Source organism: Collinsella sp. OM08-14AT (assembly GCF_003438115.1).
GTDB lineage: Bacteria > Actinomycetota > Coriobacteriia > Coriobacteriales > Coriobacteriaceae > Collinsella.
Window position 1 is genome coordinate 120,235 of the sequence record NZ_QSTE01000003.1, and the last position, 13,374, is coordinate 133,608.

Annotated in this window: 13 protein-coding genes; 10 read left to right on the top strand and 3 right to left on the bottom strand. The window is 57.1% G+C overall.

Annotated elements, in window-relative coordinates:
- Nucleotides 1-59: 59 nt before the first annotated feature.
- Nucleotides 60-1,247 (bottom strand): MalY/PatB family protein, encoded by a 1,188-nt coding sequence (locus DXC18_RS03200; RefSeq protein WP_117716307.1) that lies wholly within the window; start codon nt 1,245-1,247, stop codon nt 60-62.
- Between the two features lie 280 nt (nt 1,248-1,527).
- Here DXC18_RS03200 and DXC18_RS03205 point away from each other — a divergent pair, with 280 nt between their 5' ends.
- The 10 genes from DXC18_RS03205 to DXC18_RS10410 all read left to right on the top strand — a co-directional run bounded on the left by DXC18_RS03205 (nt 1,528) and on the right by DXC18_RS10410 (nt 9,339).
- Nucleotides 1,528-2,574 carry an aminopeptidase gene (locus tag DXC18_RS03205; RefSeq protein WP_117716308.1) on the top strand — a complete coding sequence of 349 codons (1,047 nt, stop codon included), beginning with the start codon at nt 1,528-1,530 and terminating at the stop codon, nt 2,572-2,574.
- 79 nt (nt 2,575-2,653) lie between these two features.
- Nucleotides 2,654-2,986 carry a PTS lactose/cellobiose transporter subunit IIA gene (locus DXC18_RS03210; protein WP_233508986.1) on the top strand — a complete coding sequence of 111 codons (333 nt, stop codon included), beginning with the start codon at nt 2,654-2,656 and terminating at the stop codon, nt 2,984-2,986.
- 93 nt (nt 2,987-3,079) lie between these two features.
- The gene (locus DXC18_RS03215) at nt 3,080-3,442 is read left to right on the top strand and encodes a PTS sugar transporter subunit IIB (RefSeq protein WP_199412180.1); all 363 of its coding nucleotides are present in this window, start codon (nt 3,080-3,082) and stop codon (nt 3,440-3,442) included.
- Nucleotides 3,443-3,481: 39 nt separating this feature from the next.
- Complete coding sequence (locus tag DXC18_RS03220; protein WP_117716310.1) at nt 3,482-4,840, top strand: PTS sugar transporter subunit IIC; 1,359 nt, start codon at nt 3,482-3,484, stop codon at nt 4,838-4,840.
- Nucleotides 4,841-4,956: 116 nt separating this feature from the next.
- Entirely contained in the window at nt 4,957-6,018 is a 1,062-nt protein-coding gene (locus DXC18_RS03225) for a M24 family metallopeptidase (RefSeq protein ID WP_233508987.1), read from the top strand.
- 3 nt (nt 6,019-6,021) lie between these two features.
- The gene (locus tag DXC18_RS03230; RefSeq protein ID WP_117716312.1) at nt 6,022-6,708 is read left to right on the top strand and encodes an RDD family protein; all 687 of its coding nucleotides are present in this window, start codon (nt 6,022-6,024) and stop codon (nt 6,706-6,708) included.
- A gap of 138 nt (nt 6,709-6,846) precedes the next feature.
- Complete coding sequence (locus tag DXC18_RS03235; RefSeq protein WP_117716313.1) at nt 6,847-7,119, top strand: HPr family phosphocarrier protein; 273 nt, start codon at nt 6,847-6,849, stop codon at nt 7,117-7,119.
- Nucleotides 7,120-7,224: 105 nt separating this feature from the next.
- Nucleotides 7,225-7,416: a hypothetical protein gene (locus tag DXC18_RS03240; protein ID WP_199411133.1), complete on the top strand. Its 192-nt coding sequence runs from the start codon at nt 7,225-7,227 to the stop codon at nt 7,414-7,416.
- 299 nt (nt 7,417-7,715) lie between these two features.
- The gene (locus tag DXC18_RS03245) at nt 7,716-9,086 is read left to right on the top strand and encodes an ATP-binding protein (protein WP_117629883.1); all 1,371 of its coding nucleotides are present in this window, start codon (nt 7,716-7,718) and stop codon (nt 9,084-9,086) included.
- Between the two features lie 112 nt (nt 9,087-9,198).
- Nucleotides 9,199-9,339 (top strand): hypothetical protein, encoded by a 141-nt coding sequence (locus DXC18_RS10410; protein ID WP_158551494.1) that lies wholly within the window; start codon nt 9,199-9,201, stop codon nt 9,337-9,339.
- A 430-nt stretch (nt 9,340-9,769) separates the two neighbouring features.
- Here the strand turns inward: DXC18_RS10410 and lacG are convergent, their stop codons facing one another.
- Together lacG and DXC18_RS03255 are read right to left on the bottom strand one after the other, a co-directional pair.
- Entirely contained in the window at nt 9,770-11,209 is a 1,440-nt protein-coding gene (gene lacG / locus DXC18_RS03250; protein ID WP_117716314.1) for a 6-phospho-beta-galactosidase, read from the bottom strand.
- Nucleotides 11,210-11,275: 66 nt separating this feature from the next.
- Nucleotides 11,276-13,051 (bottom strand): lactose/cellobiose PTS transporter subunit IIB, encoded by a 1,776-nt coding sequence (locus tag DXC18_RS03255; RefSeq protein WP_117716315.1) that lies wholly within the window; start codon nt 13,049-13,051, stop codon nt 11,276-11,278.
- Nucleotides 13,052-13,374 lie beyond the last annotated feature (323 nt).

Sequence of the window (13,374 nt, forward strand, 5' to 3'; positions counted from 1 at the left end):
CGAGCACATACTCGGGCGGGCGTTGCATGAAAGGAGGGCCTTTGATACGCGGGCGAGGTCTACTTGATGAGCTGGTGGGTAGCCATGCGATCCATGGCCTCGATGACCAGCTTGCGAGGCATGCCCAGGTTCAAGCGCACGAAGTCGGCGCCGTTCGCGACATAGAAGGTGCCATCGCCCACGATGACGCCCGCCTTCGCTGCCATGTGGTTGCAGATTTCGGTTGCCGTGGCGCCCGTGCCAGCGATGTTCACCCACGGTAGGTAGGATGCATCCATACGCATGAGCTCCCAACCCTTCATCTTCTCCTCGATGAAGGCGGCGGTCTGTGCATAAGACTCGCGCAGATAGTCGGTGATCTGGTCCAGCCACTCCTCGGACTCATCGTAAGCGGCGATGATGGCGGCGCAGCCAAACGTGTTGGGAGAGGTAATAGAGTTCATCTCCAGGCGATGGCGGAAGATAGTGCGGATGCGCTCGCTTGGGATCATAGAGTAGGAAGTCTTGAGGCCGCCCAGATTAAAGCCCTTGTTGGGCGAGGTGAGTACGATAAGGTTGTCCAGATAACGCTCGGGCAGCTGCAGGGCCGAGATGAACGAGCCGGCCATGATGTGCTCGCAGTGAACCTCATCGACCACCAGTAAGCAGTTGTACTTGTGGCAGATCTCGGCGACGCGGGTGATTTCATCGAGCGTCCAGATGCGACCACCGGGGTTGTGCGGCGAGCAGAACAGGTGCACGCGTGGACGGAAACGATCCATCTGTTCCTCGAGCAGGTCGAAGTCGATGCGATAGGTGCGATCGCGATAGATGAGCGGGTTTTCGATTACGCGGAACCCGTTGTTGTGCGCCGCGTAGCCAAAGGGGTCGTAGACCGGCGTGTTGAGGATGACGCAGTCGTTGGGCTGGCAGAATGCCTGATACAGGTAGTGGATGGTCGGGACGGTTCCATAGGCGAGTGTGATCCACTCGCGCTTGACCTCGTTGTTATGGCGGCGGCGCTGCCAGTTGATGACGGCGTTGTAAAAGCCGTCGTGCGCATAGCCATAGCCGTATGCTCCGTTTTGGGCTACCTCGGCCAGACGCGTGCAGATTGCGGGGGCGGCGGCAAAGTCCATGTCGGCGATCCACATGGGAATGTAGTCATCCCCAGCCTTAGGGAATTTCTGCTTGATGATGGCGGGGTCCCACTTGCGAGCGTGATCGAGCGAGCGGTCAGCCATGGAATCGAAGTCGTAAACCGGCATAAGGTATCCTCCTCGGCGATATAGGCGCGACCCGCGGATGTGGGTCGCACACCGCCGGCGTGGTTCGCATCAGCGGCGTATGTTGCAGATAAGTATGACAAAGATGCATATGGAGCCCCATCCCCAGTAATTGCACGGCCGTGGTGAAAGGGGAGGGGCTTTCACCGTTTCACCGCTACGGTGAAAGCCCGGATACATCATTTGCGGCGCGCTGTCGATACACTCGCATGCAGACGCCGCCACTACGGGCGCCGCCATACGACCACAAGGGGGGTTACCTATGAACAAGGAGCTTATGTTCGCCTTGAGCAACGCCGACGCTGTCGCTTGCCGCGAGGGCGAGGTCCGCTCCATCATGCATGCCGAGCTTGACGATATCGCCGACGCCGTCGAGTACGACAAACTCGGTTCGATCATGTTTAAGAGCGCGGGTACCGAGGAGAATCCGGTCCGCATTCTGTTCACCGGCCACATGGACGAGGCCGGCTTTATGGTTCGCTATATTTCCGATATCGGCATGGTTCATGTGATCGGCGTGGGCGGCCCGCGTAAGAACAGCGTCGAGAGCCAGATTGTGCGCATCAAGACGCGTAGCGGCGAGAAAGTTCGCGGCGTGTTGTTTGCCAAGCGCGATACCGACGGCACTCCGACCGATATGTACATCGACTTTGGCTGCGAGACGGCTGAAGAAGTCCGTGAGCTGGGCATTGAGATTGGCGACTGGGGAACCTTTGCGGCCGAGTGCGAGCTCAAGCCCGTGAGTGACATTCTGCTGGGCAAGGCGTTCGACGACCGCGCCGGTGTGTATGTGGTGACCGAGGCCATGAAGCGCCTGGCCAACACCCCGCACGCAGCCGAGCTGTGGTTCGCCGGTTCCTCTTCCGAGGAGGTTGGCTGCCGTGGTGCTCAGACGGCTGCGGCGCACCTGGATGCCGATATCGTCATCCCAGTGGACATCGCTAATCCGCCCGAGTTCGATCGCGGTTGGAATAACAGCCGCAAGAACGGCCACGGTCCCATGATCGTGCACTACGACCGCATGCATGTCCCCAACGAGAAGCTGCTGCACTTCATCGTGGACACCGCCGAGAAGAACAACATCCCCTTCCAGCGTGACCTGTTCAAGGGCGGCGGCACCGATGCCGGCACCGCTCATCTAGTGGGAGACGGCAAGCTGGCAACGGTGATCGGCGTGCCGTTGCGCTACTGCCACGGTTCGTGGTCTGTCATGCGTGGTGCCGATTTGGACGCGGCAGTCGATCTGGTATGCGCGCTGGCAACCTCGATCGATCGCGTCACCTATGAGGAGCTTAAGAGCTTCGAGTAGCGCTTCGGCAGTCAACGGTTTCAATCGGGCGCGCCGTCAAAGCGGTGACGTGCCCGCCGAGCAGAAAGGGATTATCCCGGTGGAAAACAACGAACAGCAAATCATGACCATCATCGGCTCTGCTGGCGCCAGCAAGGGCAAGGCGTTCGCCGCGCTCGCTTGCGTGCGTGAGCGCGACTACGAGGGCGCCCGTGCGCTGCTTGCCGAAGCCAAGGAGGCCGATCTGGCCGCCCATGCCGCCCAGACCGAGGTGATTACCCAGGCCCTGTCCGGCGCGGAGAACGCCGCCGCTGCGAGCCTGCTTATGGTCCATGCCCAGGATCACTACATGACCTCTCAGCTCGCCCGTGACCTCATCGAGGAGATCGTCAAGATCTTCGAGGAGCGCGACGCCGAGGCCAAGCAGGCGTAAGAAACACGTCTGCGAAGGAGCGATGCGCGCTACGAGCGCTGCGGTCCGTTCCTTCTCCAACAGTATTCAATTGCCGTTAGAAAGGGATAAACAATGGCAAAGATGAACATCGTTTTGTGCTGTGCCGGTGGTTTCTCCACCACCATGCTGATGGATCGCATCAAGCAGACGATCCACAACAGCCAGAAGCTCAACGACGATGACTTTGAGCTCAAGGCCATCGCTGCCGACCTGCTGGACCAGGAGGTCGACCACATGGACGCGTTGATTATGGGTCCTCAGATCGCCCATAAGCTCGAGTCCATCAAGCCCCTGATTGAGCCTCGTCACATCCCATACGTGATCGTCGATCAGGAGACCTACGGCAAGATGGACGGTGCTACCGTGTTTAAGCAGCTGCTCATCGCCAAGAAGAAGGCTGACATGGCCCGCGAGGCCGCCGAGGCAAACCAGTAAGCCCCTGTTTGATATATCCTGAAGTGGAGGATGCGACGTATGTCGGAAGCTGTAGAGAAAAAGCAGAGTGCCTTTGATAAATTCGAAAACCTGCTGAACACCTATCTTGGCCCTGTTGCCGAGAAGATGGACAAGCAACGTCACCTGTCCGCAGTTAAGAAGGCCATGATCGCCATGACCCCGCTGCTACTGATTGGTTCGTTCTGCCTGATCCCGGCCGCCATTCCCAACATGATTGGCGAGACCAACCCCATCTCCGTTTGGATTCTGAACAACACCCAGTACTTCGATTTGGCCTATAACGTTTCCATGGGCCTGATGTCGGTCTTCGTTTCCGTCGTTACCGCCTACCACCTGGCCAAGTCCTATGAGCTGGACGCTCCCGGCTCCATGTCCATGGCCCTCGTTGCCTTCCTGTTGCTCGGCATGGAAATGGACGAGGCCGGCGGCATCGCGCTGCGTGGCATGGGTTCCAAGGGTCTGTTTGTTGCCATGGTCGCTTCGCTACTCGCGGTCGAGGTGTACCGTTGGTGCAAGAAGCGTCACTTCACCATCAAGATGCCTGATACCGTGCCCGACTTCATCTCGAGCTCCTTCGAGATCATCCCGGTCACCGCTATCGTCATCGGCCTGTTCTTGGGTATCCGTGTTCTGTGTCAGGGCGTTTTCGGCATCATGCCCAACGAGATCTTCTCGATCATCCTGGCCCCGCTCGTCGGTTCGATGGACAGCCCGCTCGCGGTTACCTTCTACCACATCCTGCGCTGCTTCATCTTCTTCTTCGGCATTCACCCCTCCGTTCTGTCGCCGATTGTTCAGCCGATTTCCACGCAGTTCCTGGCTGAGAACATCGCTGCGGTTCAGGCCGGTGGTGTCGCTACCCACATCTTCACCCCTGGCCCCATGTCCGCATTTGGCGGTTTCACCGGCCTGGGTGTGACCATGGGCGTTGTTATCTGGTTCATGTTCTCCAAGTCCAAGGTCCAGCGCGAGATCGGCCGCATCGCTTTCATCCCGTCGCTGTTCGGCGTAAACGAGCCGATTCTGTTCGGTGCTCCGATTGTTCTGAATCCGATTTTCTTTATCCCGTTCGTTATCTTCGGCGGCATCCTGTCCTCCATCCCGTTCTGGTTCATGAGCTGGGGCTGGGTACCCTGCTCTACCTTCACGCCTCCTTACGTCGGTGTGTTCCTGGAAGGCTTCCTGACCAACATGTCTTGGACCTCGATTGCGGCCAACGTGGTTCAGCTGGTCCTCGCACTGATCGTGTACTACCCCTTCTGCAAGGTTGCCGAGAAGCGTGCATTGGCTGAAGAGGCTCGTATGGCTGCCGAGAAACATTCCGAGATCTCTGCTGAGGACGAGGCTCTGCTCGAGGATCTTGACCTCGACTTCTAATCAAGTGGAATAGCAGGCGCCTGCGCCTGCTAATTTTGAAAGTATGAAAGCCCGGCGATGGGGGAGACTTCGTTGTCGGGCTCCTTTGAAAGGCGCTACGTTCGATGAATGCACATGTGGATAATATCCGTACCTTCTTGGACGAGCACGAGCTCGACGCATTGCTGATCAAGAGTAAAACCATGAAGCGCTACCTGGGCACGTTGACCGGTAGCGGTTGCAAGGTGCTCATCACGCGTGACCGCGGTTTTCTCATCATGGACGGCCGCTATGTGAACGAGGCCCAGGGTCGCGAGTTCGATCTGGAGTTCCGTGTTCACGAGCAGGGGAAGAGCTATTTGGTCGAGCTCGAGCGTGCGCTCAAGGAGTGCGGCTGTGCCACGGTGGGCATCGAGGAGTCCGAAATCTCAATCTCGGAGTATCGCAACTTGGAGGGCTTGGGCTTTGGCACTACGCTGCTGGGCAGCGAGATGGCGCTGATGCGCCTGCGCAAGGACGAGGCTGAGATTGCTGCGGTCCAGCATGCGGTCGATGTTGCCGATGACGTGTACGCCAAGGTGATCGAGCAGTTGCACGTGGATATGACTGAATTTGAAATCTCCGCACTCGTGCACTATTACTCGATTGCCGCCGGTGCCGAGGCAATGTCGTTCGATACCATCGTTGCCACCGGCGAGCGCAGCGCCATGCCTCATGGCCGTCCTACCGACCGTCGGGTCCAAGCACATGAGCCGATCCTGATTGACTTCGGTGTGCAGATCAACGGTTATCAGTCAGATATGACGCGCGTGTGCTTCCTGGGCGCCCCGACCGACCGGATGGCTCATGTGTACGAGACCGTTTTGAATGCTCATCTTGCAGGCATCGATACCATTCGTTGCGGTGTGGTGGCGCGCGATGTGGATGCGGCCGCACGTCGTGTAATCAACGAAGCGGGTTACGGTGAGTATTTCACCCATGGTCTTGGTCATGGTATCGGCATGGGTGGCGACTTGCCGCTGCTAAACCCCTCTGGTGAGATTGTGCTCGACAACGGAATGATCATGTCCTGCGAGCCGGGCGTATATATTCCTGGAGTCGGAGGCGTGCGCATTGAAGACGACGTCTTGTTGAAAGACGGCGTTGCATGCCCGCTTAACCATACTGATAAGCAGCTGCGCATTCTGAATGTGAGGTAGCGCATGGCTAAAAAGCGCAAGGAACGGCCGCGTGCGGCGACCGCGGAGCAGATGCCTTCTCCTGCGGCGAGCACTGTGAGCAAGATTCACAAGGAATCGAAGGCTAATGCATCCTCGATTCTGCCGGCGCCCCCGCTGTCGCGTTTGTACGCGTACGTTATCGACTGGATTTTGGGTGGTATTGTCTCTGGCTTGCCAGCCGTGTTGGTTTATCTTGCGCTGACCCACAAGAACGCGATGCTCCCCGACTTGTACGTGTTTGAGGCAATGGGGTATCCCTGGAGCGTCGGTATCGTGGTCGGACTATCGTGCGTGCTCGCCGCTATCGCATACTTTGTGCTGATTCCGTTGCTGGCGTGGCCGGGGCAAACGCCGGGCAAGCGCATCGCGCATGTTCGTGTCGCAACGCTTGATGGCGGCTTGCCTTCCGTCGGACGCTTGATTTGGCGTCAGGTTATCGTTGGCTTTTTGCTCGAAGGCAGCGGGTATGTGGTGTCCCGATATATTCGCGAGACAATGGTGCTTGTCACCCGCGTTGACGTGAATTATTACTGGGAAATCGCGGGCATGATTATTACAGCGGTGTCTCTGCTCATGTTCCTGATCGTCCCCGCGCGCCGGTGCGTTCACGATTGCCTGGCTGGCACGCGCGTGGTTCCCACTGAGGGGCATCCGCTGTATCAGGACTAGTCACCTGTGAATTTGCCGCGGCGACGTTGTCCGCGGCCTACTTGTTGTATGCATGCGTAATGTCCGGCATGCTTCTACCTTGCCTAACGCGCGCGTTGGGCTAAATGAATTGGTCGGTCTACGACGAAGGAGTTAGAAATGTATAGCAAGAACGTTATGGTCGTTAACCCCACTGGCCTGCACGCTCGCCCTGCAGCGACGCTGGCGACCGAGGCTGCTAAGTTTGCCTCGAAGATTGAGGTCCGCAACGCCTCCAAGGATGGTGACTTCAAGGACGCTAAGTCCATGATTGCCATCATGACCTCGGGTATTACCCAGAACGATGAGGTCGAGTTGCGTGCCGAGGGCGACGACGAGGTTGCCGCCGTTGACGCGTTGGTCGCTCTTATTGAGGGCGGTTTCGGCGAGTAGCGCACTCTTGATGCGGACGGGTGCGCGTTCTTGCGCGCCGTCGATTTTGGCAAGAACGCCAATGCAGATGCCCTTCTCCGAGCGATCGGGGAGGGGCATTTTATTGTGAGTTTGAGTGGCACGTCCGCCGAGGTTCCTGATAGTTCGCGCTATCTTATCGCCGACTCCAGCAAAATCGGCAAGCGTGACTTCTGCACGTTCTGCCGCCTGGACAATTTGGACGCCGTGGTGTGCGAGCCGGATATTGACGATGAGGATCGCGCCGCCATCGAGGAGCATACGCAGGTTATCTGCTAGCGAGTGCTGCGGGAGATACTTTTGCCCCTGCCATTGCGGAGTATTTACATCATCACGACGCATAATAGGTGCGCGTGCAGATTGCAGGTTCCCCTGTGCGATGAGTTGCAGCTGTTTTACGGTGAGGCATAGCATCCGTTATGCGTAAAGCTCGGTATTACTGTATGTCTCAACCATTGCAATGGTCGGTATTTTTGTAGCTATAAGCTCATTTAAAGCTCGGTATTTTTGTATTATTAGATATATCTGAAGGTCGGTATTTTTGTAAACTAGCACGTAAATTATGCTGAGGTGAGATTATGTTTAAACGGAAGGCATATGATCGTCTGCAGGAGTGGAAAGAACGCTCGCAAGGGCGCACTGCGGTGCTTATTGAGGGTGCAAGACGCGTTGGCAAAACGACGCTCGTCAAGTGCTTCGCGCAAAATGAATACAAGGATTATCTGTACATTGACTTTTCGGCTGCTAGCAAAGCCACGCTCGATATATTTCTGAACCATCGTGAAGATGTCGATCTTTTTTTACGCATGCTTCAGCTGCAGTATGGTAAGGCCCTCGAACCGAGAGAGTCGCTGGTCATTTTTGATGAAGTGCAGCGGTTTCCCATCGCGCGCGAATACATAAAGCATCTTGTAGAAGACGGCAGATTTGATTACATCGAGACAGGCTCTCTTGTCTCCATCAAAAAGAATGTCGATAGCATTGTCATACCGTCAGAGGAAGAAAGGATCCCTCTCGAGCCCCTCGATTTTGAGGAGTATCTTTGGGCGACCGGAAAAGATCTTTATGCAGAAGAGATCCGTAAAGCGCGCGAATCTCGGACCGCGCTTCCGGACGGCGTTCATGCGACGTGCATGAGATTATTTGATGAGTATATGCTTGTCGGTGGTATGCCTCAGTCGGTCGACTCCTTTGTGGCAGAGAATGATTTTAGAGGATGCGACAGGGTTAAACGGCAGATTATCGCACTGTACAGGGAGGACATTGCCAAGTTTGGAGGTTCGGACGCTAGACGTGCGCGGGCGGTTTATGACGATATTCCGGGTCAATTATCTGCGGCAAATAAACGGTTCAAATTTGACAGCTTGGAGAAGGGGTCCCGTTTTGAGACATATGAGTCGGCGTTAATCTGGCTTGAGGATGCGCGACTGATTAACCGTTGCTATTTATGCAGTGATCCGAGCGTGGGTTACCGCCTGCACGAGGACGCGTCTTCGCTTAAATGCTATATGGCGGACACGGGATTGCTCGTGAGCTTGGCGTTTGATGATGGTCCGGACCTTATGGATGTTCATAGAGACATTCAATTTGGAAGAATTTCAATTAATAAAGGAATGCTAATCGAGAACATCGTGGCGCAGCAGCTTAAGAGTCTGGGGCATTCGCTTTTTTATTACAGCTGGCAGGAGCCTTCCAAAACAGAGGGGAGTCGGCCCAGAACGCGTGAAATTGATTTTCTTGTTTCGCGCGGCTTTGAAGACGCGGCTGGAAAACCGCGGGTCACTCCTGTTGAAGTTAAATCTTCCAAATCGTATTCAACAATCTCGCTTGACGATTTCGGCAGACGATTCGAACGACGAGTCGGAGAAGAGATAGTTCTTCACCCAAAACAGCTCAGGGCTGAAGGGCATAGGATATATCTACCTCTGTATATGACGATCTTTATCTGATCGACGGCATGCGGTCCTGTGGCTCATTGAGCCGCAGGACCGTGTATCGTTGGGAGTTTATTGTGATAATGCGCGCAAGCTAAGCCGGGGATCGAGTTTTCGGGATATGTCGGTGAAGTTCCGTCACCGCGGACTGGGTGTCCGTGCGCCCGACGAGGTCGTTGCGTGCCTAGAAGCCCCGAGCTCCAGAAGCCGTACGCTTGTTTCGGGCGTGCTGGTCGAATGCTCCAGCGTGAAAGACCTACGGGTGTAGCTTGCTCGGCCTGTTTGTCTCGATCTGTAACAGCTAGGACTGAAAAACTCGGCTACGTGTTACAGGTTGAGATTTTTCGGCTAGGTCTAATCTATTCATCTCGATCTGTAACAGGTGGGGGCGAAATAACCGGCTAACTGTTATAGATTGAGATTGAGAGGATTGGCCGGTACGTTTGTCTCAATCTGTAACAGGTAGACGCCCAAAACCGGTTTTAGTGTTACAGATTGAGACAATTCGGCCTGGTCGGTCCCTTTCATCTCAATCTGTAACAGCTAGGACCAAAAAACTCGGCTAGATGTTACAGATCGAGACAAACGGCTCCCGACCAGCCAAAAAACAAAAAGACCGGGGGCGGCGCGCCGTGTGACGTGCCGCCCCCGGCTGAGAAATGGGGACAGGTTGTGTGAGCGGGCAACCCCGCCAGCCACTAGTCCAGACGACGGGTCTGCGCCACGTGCTTGTACCAGTAGGCGCTTGCCTTGGGCGTGCGCTTCTGGGTTTCAAAGTCTACGTAGAAGAAGCCGTAGCGCTTGTTGTAGCCGTTGGTCCAGGAGAACTGGTCCTGCAGACTCCACAGGAAGTAGCCGCCCACGTTGACGCCCACCTCCATGGCCTTGAGCAGCCAACGCAGGTGCTGCTCGATGTAGTCGATGCGCGGCTGGTCGTCCACAAAACCGTTCTTGTAGGGGTCCTTGTAGCCCATGCCGTTCTCGGTGATGAAGATCTGCTTGTAGTTGGGGTAGCGCTGCTTAATGTAGACGAGCAGATCGAACAGACCCTCGGGATAGATGATCCAGTCCCAGTCGGTGGTGGGGATGCCGGGCTTGTTCACATGCTCGCCAATGCCCTTGACGCGCCAGCGACCGGTGCCCTTCTCGCCCGTACCGTTGTGGTGCAGGTCGTTCTCGCCATCGTAAGCCTTCAAAAAACGGCACTGATAGTTGTTAACGCCCAGGTAGTCGTTGTGGAGCGCTGCCTCGCGCATAATCTCGAGGTCCTCGTCCAAGATCTCGATGGTGCCGCCCGAGACGGCAGCCAGGCGGTTGGCGCACTCGAGGGTGTCGGGGGCATACTCGCCGCGGAACGTCGCGTCGAGCAAAAACTGGTTTTGCAGCACGTGCTCGTTGTTGGCGGCTTTGATGTCGGCGGGGTCGTTCTCGTTGAGCGGGTACTTAAACTCCAGCGACTGGATGACGCCGATTTTGCCCTTAAAGCCGCCGTTGTGGAAGGCCAGCACGGCCTTGGCGTGGGCGAGCATCATGTTGTGCTCGCACTGGAAGGCCTCGGCCAGATGCGCCTTGACGCCACCGGGGAAGGTGCCCTCGATGTAGGTGTTGGAGGCGTCGGCCCAGATCTCGTTAAAGGTGAACCAGTAGGTCACCTGGTCGGCGTACTCCTTAAAGCAGAAGGTGGCAAAGTCCACAAAGGCGTCGATGGTCTCGCGGTTGAGGAAGTCGCCCTTCTCAAAGAGGGGAAGCGGCGTGTCAAAGTGATGCAGCGTGACGAACGGCTCAACGTGGTGCTTGTGGCACTCGGCGAAGAGATCGTGGTAGAACTGGACGCCCTCGGGGTTGATTTCGCCGGTGCCGTTGGGGAAGATGCGGCTCCAGGCGATGGAGAGGCGAATGCCGTTGATGCCGAACTCCTCGCACAGCTCCAGGTCGACAGGGTACTGGTTGTAGAAGTCCGAAGCGGGATCGGGGGAGAAGCGCCCCTGGGCCTCCAGAAAGTCGTCCCAGGCAACCTTGCCCTTACCGTGAGTGCGGGTCTCGCCCTCTACCTGGTAGGCAGCGGTGGCGCCGCCAAAGACAAAGTCCTCGGGAAACTGCGCGGGCGGGTTGGTGACGCTAGCAGGATTAACGGACATGATGATCCAATCGTCTAAATCGAAGGGCCAGCCGGTCTTGGATGGTCGGCTGGCCCTGGGCGTTACTTACTTCGAAAGTTGCTCACTCACGAAGGCGAGAGACTTGTCGCCGTTCTGGGAGAGCTCGATGTACTGCTTGCCACGGCAGGCGACGCACTTGTTGCCCACGCGCTCACAGTCCTTCTGCAGGTCGGCCAGGTAGCTTGCGGCCTGCGGGGCCAGGACGACCAGGTCAAAGTCGGGGAGCATGTCCACGTGGTTGCCATAGGCCTCGGCAGCGGTCTCGAGGTTAATGCCGCGCTCCTTGGCGGCCTTGGCCAGCGCGTTGGCGAGCAGGCCCGAGGTTCCGCCGCCCTGGCAGAGCACGAGCACGCGCTTGCCGTTGAGGTCGCTGGCGGTCGTTGTCTCGGCAGCGGGTGCTGCGGAAGCGGCGGGGGAGTCGGCCTTCACGGCCTCGGCAGCAGCGCCGGCGGCAACGCTCTTGGCGTCAGCCTTGCCCTGGAAGGCATCGTTGAGCTTGGCGGCCTTCTCGGCGTTCTTGGCGGCGAGCTCCTCCTGGGAGATCTCGGCCTCCTCGGCGCACTTCTGGGCGTCATAGGCACGGAAGAACGGGTAGTACAGAACGAAGTCGACGACCAGGATAAGGGCGAGCATCACAAAAGCGAGCGGCTGGAAGCCCAGGCCCATGATGGTGCCGATGGGGCCGGGGACGGTCCAAGGCAGGGTGTACATAAAGCCGTTCATGCCCAAGAAGTCGATAAAGATCTTGAGGATCCAGATGTTGGCGATCGGGGCAAAGACAAACGGGACAAAGAAGACGGGGTTGAGCACGATGGGCGCGGCGAACAGCAGCGGCTCGTTGACGGCAAAGCAGACGGGGACGATGGCGGCCTTACCGACGGCGCGCATCTCCTGAGACTTGGCCAGGAAGCAGAACATAAAGACCAGGACGAGCGTGGCGCCGGTGCCGCCCATGCAGACGACGAAGTACTGGGCACCCTGGGTCAGGACAGCGGAAGCGTGCTGGCCGGCCTGGAACGCAGCCAGGTTGTCGGTCATGTTGGCAACGAGGGCGGCGGCGATGGCGGGCTCGACGATCGAGGGGCCGTGGACGCCCACGAACCAGAAGAGGCTCATAGCGCCGTAGATCACAGCGAGGCCGATGTAGCCGTCGGCAGCGGTGAACAGGGGCTGGAACACCTGGATGACGCCCTGGGCAAAGCAGAAGCCAAAAGCAGCGCGGAAGGCGATGTCAAAGACCCAAAAGACGGTGATGCAGACGGAGAAGGGGATGATGTCCTTAAAGGTCTGCGAGATGTTGGGCGGAACCTGCTCGGGCATCTTGACGGTGATGTTGCGCTTAATGAAGAACTTGTAGATGATGCCGGTCACAAACGCAGCGATAAAGGCGATCAACAGGCCTTTGGAACCAAGGTAGGTGGTGTTGAAGCCGCTGGCAGCATCCGTGGCGATCGTGTCGCTCGAAAGGAGCAAGAAGCCGATGATGGCTGCGCACATGCACGAGATGAAGTTGATCTGGTTGTTCTTGGGTAGATCGCGGTTCTGGGCGTCGGCGAAGTGCTTGGCCGTGGTGGCGGCGCAGGCGATGGCCAGAATGCCCATGGAGTAGTTGTAGCACTTCCACAGGGCGTTGTTGATGTCATCGGGCCAGTAGAAACCCCAGATGTTGGGGACCGAGGCTACCAGGCAGAAGATGGACGAGAAGATGATGATGGGGATGACGGAGATAAAGCCGTCGCGGATCGCCTTGAGGTACTTGTTGCGGGCGATCGCGTTGAAAAAGGGCTGGCCCTTTTCGATGATGGCGATGAGTTGCTCCATGCAATGCTCCTAAGAGTCGGTGGGTTAGCAACGATGGTAGCTTTTGACGTTCGGTTGCCAAAATGTTGACGTTGCCATTTTGCGGCACAAAAAAAGACGCGAACCGGTGGCCCTTGTGCCTGTGGACCGTCGATTCCTTGCGCGTAAACGTTTGAGTCGCCCGGTGGCTCTGTGTTTGCACAATGGCAACGTTAACATTTGGGCGACAAAAGCCGCTCGGGGAAGCAGAATTGTCGGTGAACGGTAGGTTTTGGGTGGTAAGCGTATCGTTGGGGAGGCGTTGGATATACTTAAAGGTGTTCAAAATGACTGCGCAGGATGTC

Coding starts and splice junctions, on each gene's coding strand:
- DXC18_RS03200 (WP_117716307.1), bottom strand. CDS start 1,247: ATGCCGGTTTACGACTTCGATTCCATGGCTGACCGCTCGCTCGATCAC.
- DXC18_RS03205 (WP_117716308.1), top strand. CDS start 1,528: ATGAACAAGGAGCTTATGTTCGCCTTGAGCAACGCCGACGCTGTCGCT.
- DXC18_RS03215 (WP_199412180.1), top strand. CDS start 3,080: ATGGCAAAGATGAACATCGTTTTGTGCTGTGCCGGTGGTTTCTCCACC.
- DXC18_RS03220 (WP_117716310.1), top strand. CDS start 3,482: ATGTCGGAAGCTGTAGAGAAAAAGCAGAGTGCCTTTGATAAATTCGAA.
- DXC18_RS03230 (WP_117716312.1), top strand. CDS start 6,022: ATGGCTAAAAAGCGCAAGGAACGGCCGCGTGCGGCGACCGCGGAGCAG.
- DXC18_RS03235 (WP_117716313.1), top strand. CDS start 6,847: ATGTATAGCAAGAACGTTATGGTCGTTAACCCCACTGGCCTGCACGCT.
- DXC18_RS03245 (WP_117629883.1), top strand. CDS start 7,716: ATGTTTAAACGGAAGGCATATGATCGTCTGCAGGAGTGGAAAGAACGC.
- lacG (WP_117716314.1), bottom strand. CDS start 11,209: ATGTCCGTTAATCCTGCTAGCGTCACCAACCCGCCCGCGCAGTTTCCC.
- DXC18_RS03255 (WP_117716315.1), bottom strand. CDS start 13,051: ATGGAGCAACTCATCGCCATCATCGAAAAGGGCCAGCCCTTTTTCAAC.